General features: G+C 64.6%; 8 protein-coding genes. 2 read left to right on the top strand and 6 right to left on the bottom strand.

Translation table 11 applies throughout. From position 1 onward, the window contains the following. Nucleotides 1-71 precede the first annotated feature (71 nt). Nucleotides 72-1013 (top strand): ribose-phosphate diphosphokinase, encoded by a 942-nt coding sequence (locus tag B5G16_RS05895; protein ID WP_087262199.1) that lies wholly within the window; start codon nt 72-74, stop codon nt 1011-1013. A 362-nt stretch (nt 1014-1375) separates the two neighbouring features. On the opposite strand, the gene B5G16_RS05890 is transcribed toward B5G16_RS05895, so the two are convergent. The 6 genes from B5G16_RS05890 to B5G16_RS05865 form a co-directional block, all read right to left on the bottom strand. Next, on the bottom strand, nt 1376-5440 hold the full coding sequence (locus B5G16_RS05890; RefSeq protein WP_087262197.1) for a hybrid sensor histidine kinase/response regulator transcription factor: 4065 nt from the start codon (nt 5438-5440) through the stop codon (nt 1376-1378). Nucleotides 5441-5570: 130 nt separating this feature from the next. Then, entirely contained in the window at nt 5571-8114 is a 2544-nt protein-coding gene (locus tag B5G16_RS05885; protein WP_087262194.1) for a DUF4962 domain-containing protein, read from the bottom strand. Continuing rightward, nucleotides 8111-9049 (bottom strand): ROK family protein, encoded by a 939-nt coding sequence (locus tag B5G16_RS05880; protein WP_087262192.1) that lies wholly within the window; start codon nt 9047-9049, stop codon nt 8111-8113. The genes B5G16_RS05885 and B5G16_RS05880 overlap by 4 nt, the downstream gene beginning before the upstream one ends. 2 nt (nt 9050-9051) lie before the next feature. Continuing rightward, nucleotides 9052-10698 carry a Tat pathway signal sequence gene (locus B5G16_RS05875; protein ID WP_087262190.1) on the bottom strand — a complete coding sequence of 549 codons (1647 nt, stop codon included), beginning with the start codon at nt 10696-10698 and terminating at the stop codon, nt 9052-9054. A 38-nt stretch (nt 10699-10736) separates the two neighbouring features. Further along, nucleotides 10737-12407 (bottom strand): sulfatase family protein, encoded by a 1671-nt coding sequence (locus B5G16_RS05870; RefSeq protein WP_087262188.1) that lies wholly within the window; start codon nt 12405-12407, stop codon nt 10737-10739. 137 nt (nt 12408-12544) lie between these two features. Further along, the gene (locus B5G16_RS05865; RefSeq protein ID WP_087262332.1) at nt 12545-13960 is read right to left on the bottom strand and encodes a sulfatase family protein; all 1416 of its coding nucleotides are present in this window, start codon (nt 13958-13960) and stop codon (nt 12545-12547) included. Nucleotides 13961-14411: 451 nt separating this feature from the next. Here B5G16_RS05865 and hepC point away from each other — a divergent pair, with 451 nt between their 5' ends. Next, nucleotides 14412-16358: a heparin-sulfate lyase HepC gene (gene hepC / locus B5G16_RS05860; RefSeq protein WP_087262186.1), complete on the top strand. Its 1947-nt coding sequence runs from the start codon at nt 14412-14414 to the stop codon at nt 16356-16358. Nucleotides 16359-16370: the final 12 nt, after the last annotated feature.

The following is a 16370-nucleotide window of genomic DNA, read 5'->3' as shown; positions in this document are numbered from 1 at the left end:
TTAGCGCCCTCCCGGGCGCATTTTTTCATCCTATTGTCCTATCTTTGCAACGTCAAAAATCCTCGTAACCTATGGCTATCCACAAAATCAAAATCTTTTCCGGGCGCGGTTCGGAATATCTGGCCAAGAAAATCGCCGCAAGTTTCGGCACGACGCTCGGCCAGGTCGAAGTGCTGCGGTTCAGCGACGGCGAGTTCCAGCCCTGCTACAACGAGTCGATCCGCGGCTGCACGGTCTTCATCATCCAGTCGACCTTCCCGCCCTCGGACAACCTCATGGAGCTGCTCATGATGATCGACGCCGCACGCCGCGCATCCGCCTACAAGGTCGTCGCCGTGATGCCCTACTTCGGCTGGGCGCGCCAGGACCGCAAGGACCGCCCCCGGGTGCCGATCGGAGCCAAACTGGTAGCCAACCTCCTGATGGCCGCCGGGGTCGACCGCGTGATGACGATGGACCTCCATGCCGACCAGATTCAGGGATTTTTCGACGTCCCCGTCGATGCGCTCTACGCCAGCGGCATCTTCGTGCCCTACATCAAGAGCCTCAACATCGAGGACCTCTCGATCGCCGCACCCGACATGGGCGGCGCCAAACGTGCCAACACCTACGCCAAACACCTCGGAACACCGATCATCATCTCCCACAAGGAGCGTGCGAAGGCCAACGTCGTGGGCAAGATGACCGCAATCGGTGAGGTCGAAGGCCGCAACATCCTGATCGTCGACGACATGATCGACACGGCCGGCACGATCTGCATGGCGGCAGACATGCTCATGTCGCGCGGTGCGAAGAGCGTGCGGGCCGCGATCACTCACCCCGTGCTTTCGGGTCCCGCCTACGAGCGCATCAACGACAGCGCCTTGCAGGAGGTGATCGTCACCGACACCATTCCGCTCAACCCCGACAAGGATCTCCACAAATTCACGGTCCTCTCGGTCGCCGACATCTTCGCCGACGTCATCGAGCGCGTCCACAACTACAAGGAGATCTCCTCGATCTTCTTCAAGTAGGCGGGCCGGACAGGCGGCGGCGCGACGCAAACAGGGGTCGGGCAACGCGGCACGACGCAAACAGCGCGACACCAACAGGGGTCGGACAAGCGGCGGCGCGACGCAAACGGCGCAACGCAAACAGGTATCGGGCAACGCGGCACGACGCAAACAGCGCGACACCACAGGGGTCGGACAAGCGGCGGCACGACGCAAACGGCGCAACACAAACAGGTATCGGGCAACGCGGCACGACGCAAACGGCGCGACCAGCCAATGTCAGACAACCGCATACGATTCTCCCCTGCCGCAACACCGCGACAGGGGAGAATTTTTTGTTCCGGCCCGAATCCGCCGGCCCGGACAATCCGAACCGCGGAGCACTATTCACCGCCACTCTCCCGATCCCTGTCCCGATCCTTATCCCGATCGCCGCGGGTCCGGATACGGACATACTCCGTGGGCAGACACCCCACATGCTTCTTGAAACTCGTGGCAAAATAGGAGGGTGAATTGAAACCCACCATCGTACTGATCTCCGAAATCGAATACTTGCGGTCCAGCAACAGCTTGCAGGCATGGTTGAAGCGGATCTTGCGGATAAACTTCGTGGCCGATTCGCCCGTGATGGACTTCATCTTCAAGTGGAGGTTCGAACGGCTCATGCAGAGCGCCTTGCTGAAATCGTTCGACGAGAACTCCTCGTTGTCCATGTTCTCCTCGACAATCCGGATCGCCTTTTTCAGGAACTCCCCGTCCATCGAATTCGAAGTGATCTTGTCCGGATCGATCTCCGTATCGTCCGAATAGTGGTGCCGCATCCGGTAACGGGCTTTCAGCAGATTCTGGACCTTGGCCGACAACAGCGAAATCGACAGCGGCATCGGCAGATAGCTGTCCGCTCCCGCCTCGATGCCCGTGATCTGCTCTTCGAGGCTCCCTTCCGAAGCGAGGATCACCACCGGGATATGGCACGTGCGGATATTCTGTTTCACGGCCTGGCAGAGTTTCAGACCGTCGATTCCCGGCAACATCCGGTCGGCGATGATCAGATCCGGTTCGAGTGTCTTCAAGCGCTCCTGGGCCTCGCTGCCGTCGGAAACCGGAACCACATGGTAACGGGCCCGGAAATGCTCGGCGATATAGCGGGCGACGTCCGGATTGGACTCCGCCACGAGGATCGTACCGCGCTTCCCCTCCTCGGACGCCTCCACCGGGAGCTGTCCCGAACCGTCGCCCGACCACTCCTCGGGCAGGAACTTCTCCGCATCGCGGATGATGGTCGCACGCACATCGTTCTCACGGGCCCGCTTCTCGTCGGGATAGCTCTCCATATCGTCCGAAAGCGTGATGGTGAACTCCGAATAGCGGTTCGGCTCGCTGCGCAGCGTGATCGTTCCCTGATGGAGCTCGACGATCCGCTGCACGATCGACAGACCGATTCCCGCTCCGGCGCTGGATTCGTTGACCTGATAGAACCGCTCGAAGATATGCTTCTGCTGCTCGGGAGTGATGCCGATGCCGCTGTCGCGCACCTGAATGCGGAAGCATCCCTCGCCGCGTTGGAGCGCCACGCGGATGATCCCTCCGTCGGGCGTGAACTTGAAGGCGTTCGAGAGGAGGTTCGTCAGCATCATTTCGAGGAACATCCGGTCTACGGGACGCAGCTCGCCCCGAAGGTCCGAACTCAAAATATAATCCATGTCGCGGTTCTGGGCCACCTCCTCGAACATCGAGAAGACCTCCGCGACGATGGCGTCCACGTCCTGCACGGCAACACGCATGCGGAACATCCCCAGTTCGGCTTTCCGGTAATCCAGCAGCTGGTTGACGATATGCAGGAGTTTCAGGCTGTTGCGGCGGATGTAGTTCAGCCGCGTGGCAACGTATTTGTCCGACGTCCCGTGGTCGCGGATCTCCTGCAACGGCGAGAGAATCAGCGTCAGCGGCGTGCGCAGCTCGTGCGAGAGGTTGATGTAGAAGCGGATCTTCTCCTGGCTCAACCGTTCGACGGACTCGCGTTCGAGGCGTTCCAGACGCAGTTGCACCTTCATCTTCATGCGGCCGAAAATCGCCGCAATCACCCCGCCGACAGCACCCAGCGCCAGCACGACCCACAGCATACGCGCAGCAAGCGTCTGCCACCACATCGGCAGCACGCGGATCTCGACCGTCGACACCTCGTCGCTCCAACGCCCGTCGTTGTTCGCCGCCCTCACCTTGAAGAGGTAATGGCCCGGTTTGAGGTTCGAGTAGTTGGCTTCGAGGTGTGTGGTTTCATACCACCGGGTGTTGAAACCTTCGAGTTTGTAGGCGAAGGTGTTGCGCCCGGCGGCCAGCGGATTGACCGCGACGAAGCCTACCGAGAAGATGTTGCGCACCGACGGGAAGGCGGCCCGTACCACTCGCCCGACGGAGTCGCGGTCGATCCGCACGCGGCGGTCCTCCTCCGCGTCGGTCACGGAGACCTCCGTGATCCGGGCCGCCGGCGCGAAGGGGTTGTCCACCAGATCGTGGGGCCGGAACCACGTGATGCCGCCGATGCCGCCGAACCAGAAGACGCCGTCACGGCTCCGGCAGTAGGCATAGGCATTGAACTGGTTGTTGGCGATTCCGTCGCGCAGGGTATAGTTGCGGAAGGAGTTTTTCTGCACGTCGAAGCAGGCCAGCCCGGCGTTGGTCGAGATCCAGAGCCGCGACAACTCATCCTCCAGAATCCCGTACACGACATCGTTGGGCAGGCCGTCGGCCACGGCGAAGCGCGTAAACCCGGAATCCGCAGTGTTGAAGCGGTAGAGCCCCTGCCGCGTCCCGACCCAGATGTTACGGTGCGAATCCTCGGTAACGCACATCACGGAGGCCTCCTGCCGAAGGGGGGGGGTGATGCTCGGCTCCGAAGTGGTCAGGTTGCAGGCCGAGACCTGTTTCCGGTCGGGATGCCAGAGGTAGAGACCCGCCTGGGTGCCAATCCAGACCCGGCGTTTCGAGTCGCGGCAGAGCGTCGTAATCGGCAGCGACGCCAGACGGGGTTCGTAGTCGGCGCAGGGGTGACGCGAGAAGCGTCCCGTCGCGGGGTCGAACGACAGCAGTCCGTTGAGCGACCCGACCCACAACGTGCCGTCGTCATCGTCCAGCAGCGCATAGCAGCTGTTGTTGATCGGGATCGAGGCGTTGACCGAATAGTGCTGCACGCGGTGCGTGGCGGCGGACATCCGGGAGAGGCCTCCGGCGTGGGTGCCGATCCAAAGGTTCCCGCACCCGTCGGGAAGGATACACTTGATGTTGTTCGACAGCAGGGCGCCGCCGGAGACGTTGAACTCCGTGAAACGGCCCGTGCGGCGGTCGTAGCGGTTCACGCCGTCGTCGTTCGTACCGATCCAGAGGCACGCCGCCGACGGGTCCTCGACGATACAGCTCACCGTATTGTCGCCCAGCGAATTGCGGGCCGGATCATGTCGCAGCACCCCGAAACGCCGCGCCAGCGGATGGTAGTAGCTCACGCCCCCGTAGTAGGTTCCGAGCCAGACGCCACGCTGCCCGTCGATGAAGATCGAGCGGATGGAGTTGTGGCTCAACGATCCGCTTTCGGAGGTATGGACATACTTCTCGAAACGGCCCGTGCGGGGATCGAGGATCGAAAGGCCGTCGAAGGTCCCGATCCAGAGACGCCCGTCGGAGTCGCTGCGCAGCACGCGGATGTAGTCCGAGACCAGTCCGGGATGCTCCGCAGCCGTATAGCGCCCGATGACCTGCAAGGCCGCATCCAACCGGTAAAGCCCGTTTCCGTGGGTGGCGACCCAGTAACCGCCGTCCCCGGCGGGAGCGATGCAGGCGATGTCGAAGCGCGCCATCTGCGGCAGCACCCGAATCGCGTTGCCGTAGGTCGACGAATAGGTATAGACGCCGTCGGAGGTCCCGACGAGGAATCCGTCGTGCGAAGGGCACACGGTATGCACGCTGATGCCTTTGAGGTAGGTGCGGATCTCCAACGAACGCGCCGCACGGTCGAAGAGCACGATACCCAGGTCGGTGGCCAGCAGGAGATTCCCGTCCGGCTGGATGGCGATGTCGGAGACCTGCATGTTGTAGCCTTCGAGCCGGAAGTTCTCGAAGCGCTGCGTCGCGGCATCGTAGCACGAAAGGCCCGAGGAGGTTCCCACCCAGAGTCTCCCGCCGTCGGCCAGCAGCGCATTGACCGAATTGTCGCCCAGACTCTGCGGATCGCCCTCGACATGGCGGAAGACCCGGAACGAATAGCCGTCATAGCAGTTCAGTCCGTCCTGCGTACCCATCCAGATGCGGCCCAGCGGGTCCTGCGCAAGGGCCAGCACGGTCGATTGCGAAAGTCCGTCGTTGACCGACAGGGTCCGGAATTCGATCGCGGCGAAGGCCGGAACGGCGAACAAAACAGCAAACAGGCCGAAGAGCGAGTAGCGGAATTTAAGCATGGGTATCGTGTTATCAGGAGTAAAATTACGTTTTTTTTCGGAGAATTCCGCACCTTCGGCGGGTTTTTCGTCCGGCAAAAAGAGGGCCGCCGGAGGTCGGGCATCCGGCGGCAATCGGGAAACGGGGCTGTCAGCGGACCGAAGCCGGGACGACGTCGATCAGTTCGCGGTCCGCCTCACCGGGCGTACGGATGAGGGTGCTGCCTCCGATCTTCGACGCTTCGGTAGCGTAGAGCACGGCGTTGCCGCGGGAATCGGAGACTTCGAGCCGTGCGGGTCGCGAGGCATCCAGCTCGGCGCGGAGGGTCCACGACCCGACCGTGATGCAGCCGTCGGCACGGCGGGTCAGCGGCAGCGGCTCCCGACCCGCAGGCGTGATGCGGAAGACGGCCAGGAAGCGCTGCGCACGGCTCTTCGCCGGGGGTGTGAACTCCGAATGCCAGTGGTTCACATACTCCATCACCTTCCCGTCGGGGCCCGTGCGTTTTTTCCAGTTGACGGCCGGGGCATAGAACCGGTCGGAAACCTTCACCTCCAAATCGCTCGAAGTGAAGAGGTCCATCCGTCCCACGGCCAGTCCGTTATCCGCCTCGACGGCCGCAGCGGCCGGTTGCGTCAGCCGGTGGTGGCTGTGCAGCAGCCACGTCCACGCGACGGGCTCGCGCGCCGCCAGTTCGTCGTAGAGGACGATCACGTCGGGTTTCAGGAAGAGGAAGTGTCGCCGGAAACGCGTCACACCCGGATCACCGAGACCGTTCTCGCGCGTATACTCCACCCCGGACTGCGCCATGCGGTCGATCCAGAAGGGTGTGCGGATCGAATCGTAGGCATGCGAGGCGTCGCCCAGCGTATAGGTCAGCGCCCCGGTATCGGCGAAGCGCGCCAGCCACCCGTAGCCGTTCTCGCCGATCACCTGCGCCAGCCCGTCGGCCAGGATCGTGTTGTGACCCCGCGTGCGGTAGTGCAGCAGCGTATGTTTGTCGTTGAAGTTCGAGTAGTAGCCCGTACCGCCGAAGAGCTGCCGTCCGCCGTAGTTGATCGTGAAGCCGTTGTGCGCCGCGTGGGCGTGGCCCGTCGAGCCGAACGGCAGTGCAAAGAAGGCCGCCATCAGGTCCTCCCGCGCATCGGCCGGGTCGGTGTGCATCAGCGAGAAGCCCGCATCGGGGTAGAAACGCGACGTATTGCGCGCCGGAGCCACCGGCGCCACGCCCTCCCGCGGTTTGTCCGTGAGGATCCGGTAGAGCGTGAAGCCCTTCGAGCGGTAGAGGTTCCGCGCATCGGGGCCGATCAGCCGGTCGGCATACCAGCGCGCCTCGCCGCTGCCGGTCTCGCGCGCCAGCGCGTCGGCAAAGCCCATGTAGAGCTGCGACGGCGAGGTCATCTTCTCGTAGTCGTCGCCGAAACCCGTGGCGTAGGAGCCCTTCGGGAAGGAGCAGACCAGAAACGACGGCAGGTTGCGGTACCACGGCAGCGCGAAGAAGTCCGTCCCCGTCAGGCGCGTCAGCACGAACGGCACGTAAATGAAGGTCACCAGATTGGCCTGCATGTAGCTGCTGCCGTCGTGCCAGCCCCCGTCGTCACCCCCGAGGATCGGGAAACGCCCGCACCACACCTCGTAGCAGTAGCGCAGCCACCGCTCGGCTTCGGGCAGGTCGCCCAGCGTGGCGATCGCCGTGAAGAAGAAGTTGCGGAACGTATGCTGCCAGACGTGGTTGTCCATCGAGTGGCACTCGAAATCGCGCACGTACTGCCGGTAAAAGCGTTCGCCCCGCACGCGGATCGCTTCGAGCACCGCCGCACGCTCCGCCGCCGTCATGCGGTCGCACGCCGTGTCGTAGCCGAAGGCCAGCCCGTACATGATCGCCGAGCGGTTGAAGTCCTCCGACGTGGCGTCGCTGTCGACGGGCATCGCCGCCACGTGCCGCGCATGGCGAACCACGGCGTCCAGGAAGGCTTCCTCGCCCGAAAGCAGCCACGCCAGCGAAAAGTCGACGATCGGCTGGGTGGCCACCTCGCCGAACTTGTGGTACATGAAGTTGATGAGCGACCGCTTCTGGAAGGGCGACATCCCGGTCGTGTCGCGCGGCCGCGTCGGCGCGATCGGCACCAGGTCCATGTCGATGCGTTTGCGCGCACGGTCGAGGAACTCCCGGGCTTCGGGGTTCGACGCCGAGCGGGTGCGGAACGCCCCGAGGCCGTCGCGCGTGACGTAGAGCCGGTGGTGGGGCATCGCGGCGATCCGCCGCACGAGTTCGCCGCCCGTCGGCGTGGCGAAGCGGCGTGCGGAATCCGGCACCACGAAATCGCACGTCTCCGAGCGTTGCGGGACCCCGTCCCGCGTGAAGGCCGTCACCCGCCACCAGTAGCGCCCCGGCGCCAGCGGCGTATGGAGCGCGCAGACGGCCCACTCCTGATCGCCGGTCCGCGTTTTGTCGGACGGAAAGTCCGGCGACGAAGAGAACTCGACCCGGTAGCCGGACACATCATCACCGCCCGCCGGCCAGAGCAGCGCCGGCGGATTCCGCGGCACGGAGACACCTCCGGCGGGCTGCATCCACTCCCGGTAGCGCGGGTGCAGGGACGGTCGGTCGAGTCGTTTCTCGGCGGGAAGCAGGGGTTGCGCCGCGGCCGGCATTCCGGTCAGCAGCGCCGCAATCAGCAGAATCCGGTTCATGGCTGCGGCGTATTCAGGCTGTTGAAAAACAGGCCCGCAGCCCCGAGACTTCCGGCCCGGTTGCCGAGCCGGGCAGCCACGATCTCGGTCTCCGCACCGCAGACCGACATCATCTGGCGCCGGACCCCTTCGCGCAGGCGGTCCAGGTAGAAGGGTCCCGCTTCGGAGATCCCGCCCCCGACGACGACCCGCTGCGGCGCAAAAAGGTTCACCATCGAGGCAATGCCGTGCGAGAGGTAGTTCCAATGCTCTTCCAGCGCCCGGACGGCCGCCGGATCGCCCGCTTCGTAACGGCGCACCACCTCGCGGCCATCGGCCTCCGCCGCACCGCTCAACGCGCGGAAACGCCGCACCAGCGCCGAAGTCGAGGCGTAGTGTTCGAGGCACCCCACCCCGCCGCAGGCGCAGCGTTCGCCGTCGCACTTGACCGTGATGTGACCCATCTCCATGCCGCGCCCGCGGTAGCCGCGGAAGAGGCGGCCGCCGATCAGCACCCCACAGCCGATCCCGGTCCCCACCGTCACGAAAACCGCGTCCGTAGCTCCCCGGGCCGCCCCGTAGAGCGTCTCGCCCAGCGCCATGGCGTTGGCGTCGTTCCCGGCAACGGTCCGAAGGCCCGTCGCCGCCTCGATCCGCGACGCGAGCGGGACGTTCTCCCATCCCGCGATATTCTCGGCTCCGCCCAGCACCGTGCGCCCGTCGTCGGAGACCACCCCCGGCGTGCCGATACCGACGCCGGAGAGTTCGACACCCGACGCCGCGGCCCACGTCCGGCAGGCGTCGATCCCCCGCACGATCTGTTCCACAACCGCGTCGGCTCCCTCCGCAGCCCGGGAAGGATGCTCCCCGTGGTGCAGGATCCGGCCCGAAGCGGCAACCACGGCGTACTTCACCGAAGTACCACCGAGGTCGATTCCTATGGCATGCCGCTCCATCGTCAGGCCCTTTCCACCCAGATCGGCGACGACCAGCCCCACTGTCCGTCACGCTGGCGCACCCGCACGTAATAATAATCCGTATCGCGCTGCGCATCCGTGTCGACCATGCGGTGACCGACACAGAAGGCCGCTTCGGGCTGCGCCCGCTCGAACTGGACCGCCTCCGAGAGCCACCCCCGCAGGAAGTGCGCACGCGCACCGTCGAGCAGCTCGGCTATCGTGTGTTCGTAACGCCGGCCGTTGAACTCCGCAACGAGGCGCGCCGTGCGCGGAGCCGTGATGTCGAGCACCACGCCCTGCATGGCCGGCGTCATCACGTTGGGATTCTTCGACGAGTAGAGGTCCAGCGCCACGCGGCGGGCATCGCGCTCCACGACGCGGTTCACCCGCGTGCGGAACTCCGTCTCGCCCGGCTGCGGCGAGGTGAACGCCGCACCCCGGAAGCAGGTCTGCATGTCGGTGATCTCCCCCTCGGAGAGCCGCAGCGACCCCGTCCAGTGGACGTACTCCTCCTCGCGGTTCCACCCGAAATTGACCTTCACCTTCGTGCGGATCACCTCGTCGGAGGGCGCCGCAGCACGGTGCGGACCGTTCAGGCGCGCCACGCACTGTCCGTTCCGGATCACATCCACGTAGTCGATGGCGTTCTGCGCCTCGACATTCAGGTAGATCTCCCGCCGCGAGGCCCGGATCACGTCGCCCGGCATGCCTTCGTTGATCCGGAAATCGATCTTGATCTTGTCGCCCGTAACGCCGCAGACATGCCGCCGACCCATGTGCTCCCACAGCGCATCGCGGTCCAGCGACGGAGCGTAGACCCCGATGCGGCCGTCGCCGTAGCTCCCCGGATAACCGGCATGCTGGTCCGTCGAGCACATCAGTCCGAACTTGTGCCCCTGTTCCAGCCCGTACTGGATCGAACCCTCCCAGATGCGCGGTCCCATGTCGTGCAGGTAGTCGTAGTCGCCCGTGTCGCTCTCCGCAAGGCCGTGCCGCGAGAACATCTCCACGAACGGCAGCTGCGGGTCCCCGTCGCGGAAGGCCGCCCAGTTGTAGCCGCGGAATCCGGTCTGGTAACCCATGTGGTGCGGCGTGATGTAGCAGGCGTAGGCTTTCAGCCGCTCTTTCAGGTCGGGAACCGACGCGCACTCCACGAGCGGTACGTCGAAATCCCGGAACAGCGCCACGTGGTCGCCGTGCTCCATGCTGTGGCACTCGTAGGAGACGAACGTCAGGAACTCGCCCGGACGGTTCGCCGCCTCGACCATCCGCCGGTACTTCTCATAGCCCCCCGCCCGCAGCCGCCGGAACGCCTCGGTGTGGTAGCCGATGACCCAGTTCAGCCGCGGGTCGTTCTCACCCGGAATGTCCGGCCACAGGGCGTGCGGCGTCACCGACACGAAGTCGAGCTGCTGCGCCGCGGCCGCAAGGGCGTCCGACAGGTCGCCGTGGCCGTAGGTCACGTTGCAGTGGTTGTGCACATCGCCCCAGAAGACCCGAAAGTCCCGGAGCGACGGGAAGTCGTGTTTCACATCGTCGGGAAGCGTCTCCCGGTCCCCGAGGCGCGAGCAGCCCGGCAGGGCCTGCACCGCAGCAAGGCCCAGCAGGGTCCACCCCGAAGTTTTCAGAAATTCTCGTCTGTCCATCGCTGTTGCAGTTTTATTTCGGTGATTTTTCGCATTCGTCACAGGTTGTCGGACCCCCGGAAGAACTCGTACTCCCGTTCGCACGGATCCGCATCCCCGCACTCGGCCTGCAACGCTTCCAGTTCGGCGTGCAGCTGCCTGCGGATCCCGGCATAGGCCGGATCGTCGTAGACGTTACGCATCTCGTGCGGATCGTGTTTCAGGTCGTAGAGTTCCCACTCGTCGACGTCGTTGTAGAAGTGGATCAGTTTGTAGTCGGCCGTGCGGATGCCGTAGTGGCGCTTCACGGAGTGCCACGACGGGTATTCATAGTAGTGGTAGTAGACCCCCGTGCGCCAACCCTCGGGGGCCTCGCCGCCCGAGGTCAGCACCCCGCGCAGCGAACGTCCCTGCATGTCGTCGGGAACCGGAAGACCCGCCATCTCGACGAACGTCGGCGCCAGATCGATGTTCATGGCCAGCGCCCGGCTCCGCGTACCCGCCCCGACGGCCTTCGGGTAGCGCACCAGAAGCGGCGTGCGCTGGCACTCCTCGTACATGAAGCGCTTGTCGAACCACCCGTGCTCGCCCAGGAAGAAGCCCTGGTCCGACGTGTAGACGAGGATCGTGTTGTCCAGCTCGCCGATCCGTTCCAGATAGTCCAGCAGCCGCCCGACGTTCTCGTCCACGGCCGTGATGACGGCGCAGTAGTCCTTCATGTACTGCTGGTATTTCCAGCGCGTCAGCTCGTCGGGCGTGGCCGTCCGTTTCAGGCGTTCGTACTCGGCGATCCGCGGAGCATAGGCCGCGTTCCAGCGCTCCTTCTCGGCATCGGTCATCCGGTTGTAGGCCGCCTGATACTGCATGACGCTGCTCCGCCAGTCGTTCGCACGCGACACGTCGTCCTTGTTCGCATCCCCCGAGGCCGCCAGCTCGTAAGACTGCGCCAGACGCTCGGGAGTCATCAGTTTCAGATCCCACTCGGGCCACATGTCGCGCCCGATCTCCATCGCCTGTTCGCGCGCGGCGCTTCCGCGCCCCGAATAGTCGTCCAGCAGGTTGAACGGCTCGGGGTAGACCCGCGCATCGTTCATCCCCAGGTGCCGCTGCGCCGGCATCCAGTTGCGGTGCGGCGCCTTGTGGTAGTACAACAGGGCAAAGGGCCGCGAGGGATCGCGGTGTTCGAGAAAGTCGATCGCCTTGTCCGTAATGATGTCCGTGACGTAGCCCTCCTCGGTGCGCTCTTCGCCGTTCTCGATGAACCGCGGCGCGTAGTACTCGCCCTGCCCGACGAGTATGCTCCAAAAGTCGAACCCCTGCGGGTCCGAATTGAGGTGCCACTTGCCGATCATCGCCGTCTGGTAGCCCGCCGCGTGCAACAGTTTCGGGAAGGTCTGCTGGTCGCCGTCGAAGGTCCGCGAATTGTCCGTGAAGCCGTTCACGTGGCTGTACTTGCCCGTGAGGATGCAGGCCCGCGAAGGCCCCGAAATGGCATTCGAGACATAGCAATTCTCGAAGAGCATCCCTTCGCGCGCCAGGCGGTCGAGATTCGGGGTCTCGACCAAAAGGCTCCCGTAGCAGCTCATCGCCTGCGCCGTGTGGTCGTCGGTCATCATCACCAGAATGTTGGGGCGCTCGGGCTGCCCCCCGCCGCAACCCGAAAGGGTCGCCAGCGTCAGCGGCACGGCGGCGCAACGCACGCCCGTCCGCAAGGTTTCGAGGTTTTTCATACAGGTTATGGTTCCGGTCAACGGTTTTCCGGATTGTTCCGGTTCTCTTTCGGTTCGGGGATTCCCCGGCTTGTCCCGGTTCGGATCCGGCGCCGGGAGAAGCCCGGCAGGCTCCGCACGGAGGCCGCGGCGGAGCTTCACTCCTCCGATCCGGCCCAGGGGCGTAGATTCCGGATCAGGCGCTGCTCGCCGATCCGCACGCCCCATTCGTAAAGTGCCCGGCGCAGGCGGACGAGTTCCCCAAAATAGCGGCGGTCGACGGCCAGATTGACCATTTCACCCGGATCGGACTGCAAGTCGTAGAGCGCCTCGCGGTTGCGGCCCCACTGGTAGAGGACATATTTGTAGCGCGGTCCGACGATGCTCCATCCGCGCATCCCGACACCCGAAAGCAGCGTCTCGACAAAGACCTCCTCATGGAGCGTCTCCGCACGCCCCTCGGCTACCGGACGCAGGCTCCGCCCCCGGTAGCGCCCGGCATCGGGCGATACGCCCGCATAGTCGCACACCGTGGCGTAGAGGTCCAGTCCGACGTTCGACAGCGCCGCGGCGTTCACCGCACCCCGAAGCCCCGCGCCTTTCGGCGACTTGACGATCAGCGGCACGTTGATGACCTCCTCCTGCAAGTTCCACTTCTGGTTCCAGCCGTGGGCCGCCGCACCGTCGCCGTGGTCCGAAAGGAAGAGGATCACCGCATCGTCGTAAAGCCTGTATTTTTTGAGCACCTCGATCAGCCGCCCGACCTCGTGGTCGACCCGCTCGACAAAACGGTAGTAGGCATACAGGTAACGGCGCCAGTCATCCTCGGTGTAGGTGCCGGTGTCGTGGTAGCGGGGCGAAGCGGCGCGTTCCAACGTCAGGGCCTCGGCCGCGTAGGTCGAGGGCATGAAGTTCGCCGGAAGGTTCGGGCACTCCCCGGTTGCGAAGGGTTCCAGCTCGCCGTATTGCAGCGTCTCGTTGCGCCCGTATTCGCAGATCTCGTGCGGATTGAGCAGCGACGCCACCAGGAAGAGCGGCTTGCGTCCGTCGCAGGCCCCGAGTGCGGCGTCGCAGGCCGCGGCCAGCGTCGGGTCGTCCATCTTCGAGATGCGGCGGAAGCCCGTGCCCGAATCCGGGAGGTTCACCTCCGGAACGTGCCACTTCCCCGCGTAGAGGCATTCGTAGCCCGCAGCCGACATGCGGTGGCCGATCCCCTCGCGCAACGCCTCGGCCGAGGGTCGGATGCCGTTGTCGGCGGCCCCCACTTCGAAGGGCATCCGTCCCGTCACGAGCGAGGCTCGGCACGGCCCGCTCAACGGATAGGGACAGTAGGCCCGCGTGAAACGCACGCCGTCGGCCGCCAGTGCATCCATTGCCGGCGTGCGGACCCACGGGTTGCCGGCGCACGACATGGCTCCGGCCGTCTGCTGGTCGGTCATGATGACGATGATGTCGGGGTGTTGACCGGCGGATGGGGCCGGTTTGGAGGCGACGGCAGGGGCGGCGGTGCCGTCGGCCGCTGCCGTCAGGGCGGCAAGCGTGGCTGCCACGGCGGTCGGGGTTGCGAAGTTCATGGTCGGTTTCAGGTTTGCGGTCCGAAGCCCGACGCCGGGCGGCGCGCCCGAAAACAGGGCGGCGCGCGGAACGGCGGAGAGACGGACCGTCGCATTCGTTTTCTCGGACAAAATTAGGACAATCGCCCGACTGCGGGCCCGGAGTTTGTCCCCAAAATCCCGGATCATGTGCAAAACTCTTTCGATTTTGTAGAATCGAACCCCAAATTTGTCCCAAAACCCCATCGAGAACCCGCTCCGAAGCCGCAATTCGACAAATACGGCATCCGATTGCACAAATCTGATACTCCTTTGCAGGATTTCCGCCGAGGTTTGCGAAATCGTGATAAAATAACGCACCTCTTTGTCGTATCTTTGTCATCGGGTCCCGGCTGGTTCCCGATGCCGCAATCCGGATCGGATCGCCGCATGAACCCGCCGACCCCCGACCAACCGCTCTGAAACCCGAACCATGAAAACCGTAAAGACGTTTGCGCTCCTGCTGCCGCTACTCCTGGCATTCACGACCCGAAACGCACAGGCCCGACACGCCGCTTCCGCCTTCGACCTGCTGGACCTCGCCCGACCCGGACTCGAAGAGGTCGCCCGGCTCCACAGCGCCGGAGACGACGCCGAAGCCGCCGAAGCCCTGCTCGAATACTTCCGCCTCCGCCGCGGGATCGTCTGCCCCGGCGTCGTCCCCGATTCGGCGGTCATCTCCGCCGACGAGCAGCGATGGGCCGATGAGGCTCTCGACCACCGTTTCTTCGTCCATTCGGGCTATCAGCCCTCCTATTTCTATGGCGACGACATCGACTGGCAGTACTGGCCCGTCCGCGACAACGAACTCCGCTGGCAGCTCCACCGCATGAAGTGGTGGGTGCCCATGGGAAAGGCATACCGACGCTCCGGTGACGAACGCTACGCCGCGGAGTGGTGCGCCGAGTACCTCGACTGGATCCGCAAGAACCCACTCACCGAATATGACGAAAGCCGCATCGGAGACTGGACCTCGGCCGACAACGTATACTTCGCCTGGCGGCCCCTCGAAGTGAGCGACCGGCTCGAATTCCAGATCCACCAGTTCCTCTACTTCCTGCCCGCCCGCGCATTCGACGGGGAGTTCCTCATGCAGTTCCTCGAAAACTACCACCGCCACGCCGAACACATCATGCACCATTTCTCCGCGTCGGGCAACCACCTCCTGTTCCAGGCCCAGCGGCTGCTCTTCGCCGGAGCCTTCTTCCCCGAATTCCGCGACGCCCCGCGCTGGCGCGCCACCGGCATCGGGATCCTCAACCGCGAAATGGCCCGGCAGGTCTACGACGACGGAATGCAGTACGAACTCGACCCCCACTACCATCTGGAATCGATCAACATCTTCTTCAAGGCCCTGCGGATGATGGACGCAAACGGATACCGCGGAGAATTCCCCGCAGAGTATCCCGCCACCATCGAGCGCATGATCGACGTCCACCTCAACTGCTCCTATCCCGACGGATCCACCCCGCTGTTCAGCGACAACCGCCGGCAGGAAAAGGAGCATTACCTCGCCTGTTACCGGGAGTGGGCCGCGGTATTCCCCGAAAACGGATTCATCCGCTGCCGCGCGACCGAAGGTCGCGAGGGAACGAACCCGGAGTATCTGTCGCGCGCCTTCCGAACGTCGGGATTCTACGTCCTGCGCAACGGATGGGACACGCAGGCCACGGTGATGATCCTCAAGGCCGGACCGCAGGGTTTCTGGCACTGCCAGCCCGACAACGGGACCTTCGAGGTATGGCACCGCGGCCGCAACTTCCTCCCCGACTCGGGCTGCTACGTATACGGAGGCGACAGCGCCGTCCTGGCCCAGCGCAACTGGTTCCGGCAGACCCGCGTGCACAACACCCTCACGCTCGACGGCCGCAACCTCGAAACCACCGACTCGAAATGCACCCGCTGGGAGACCGCCGGCACGACCGACATCCTCACGGTCGAGAACCCCTCCTACGAGGGCCTCACCCACCGCCGCACGGTATGGTTCGTCGACCGGCGCTTCTTCGTCATCGAGGATGTGGCCGCAGGCGAGGCCGCGGGCCGTGTCGACCTGCACTACAACCTCGCGGAGTGCGATCCCGAGGAGGAGCTCGCGGCCGGGCGCGTCGCAACCCGGTTCGAGGATGGGAACAACCTCCTCGTGCAGGTCTTCGGAGCCGAAAAGGCGGAGCCGCAGGAGGGGTGGGTTTCACACGTCTACCGCTCGCGCAACCCCCGTCCGGCCTACGCCTTCTCCGCAGAGAAACGGCCCGGCAGGGAGGTGCGCTTCATCACCGTCCTGCTCCCCGCCGAACGGTCCGCCGAAACCATAATCAAGGCCGAACACCGCCGCGGCACCATCCGCGTGACGGTCGACGGCAGGAAATACGTCCTGAAATAGTCCAGACAACCA

This window comes from Alistipes sp. An66, from assembly GCF_002161445.1.
Classification (GTDB): domain Bacteria; phylum Bacteroidota; class Bacteroidia; order Bacteroidales; family Rikenellaceae; genus Alistipes; species Alistipes cottocaccae.
Note: the sequence above shows the minus strand (reverse complement) of the source record. Positions and strands in the feature narration are given on the sequence as shown.

What these genes read in the sequence shown, in the direction of transcription:
- B5G16_RS05895 (WP_087262199.1), top strand. Translation starts at nt 72, where the DNA reads ATGGCTATCCACAAAATCAAAATCTTTTCCGGGCGCGGTTCGGAATAT.
- B5G16_RS05890 (WP_087262197.1), bottom strand. Translation starts at nt 5,440, where the DNA reads ATGCTTAAATTCCGCTACTCGCTCTTCGGCCTGTTTGCTGTTTTGTTC.
- B5G16_RS05885 (WP_087262194.1), bottom strand. Translation starts at nt 8,114, where the DNA reads ATGAACCGGATTCTGCTGATTGCGGCGCTGCTGACCGGAATGCCGGCC.
- B5G16_RS05880 (WP_087262192.1), bottom strand. Translation starts at nt 9,049, where the DNA reads ATGGAGCGGCATGCCATAGGAATCGACCTCGGTGGTACTTCGGTGAAG.
- B5G16_RS05875 (WP_087262190.1), bottom strand. Translation starts at nt 10,698, where the DNA reads ATGGACAGACGAGAATTTCTGAAAACTTCGGGGTGGACCCTGCTGGGC.
- B5G16_RS05870 (WP_087262188.1), bottom strand. Translation starts at nt 12,407, where the DNA reads ATGAAAAACCTCGAAACCTTGCGGACGGGCGTGCGTTGCGCCGCCGTG.
- B5G16_RS05865 (WP_087262332.1), bottom strand. Translation starts at nt 13,960, where the DNA reads ATGAACTTCGCAACCCCGACCGCCGTGGCAGCCACGCTTGCCGCCCTG.
- hepC (WP_087262186.1), top strand. Translation starts at nt 14,412, where the DNA reads ATGAAAACCGTAAAGACGTTTGCGCTCCTGCTGCCGCTACTCCTGGCA.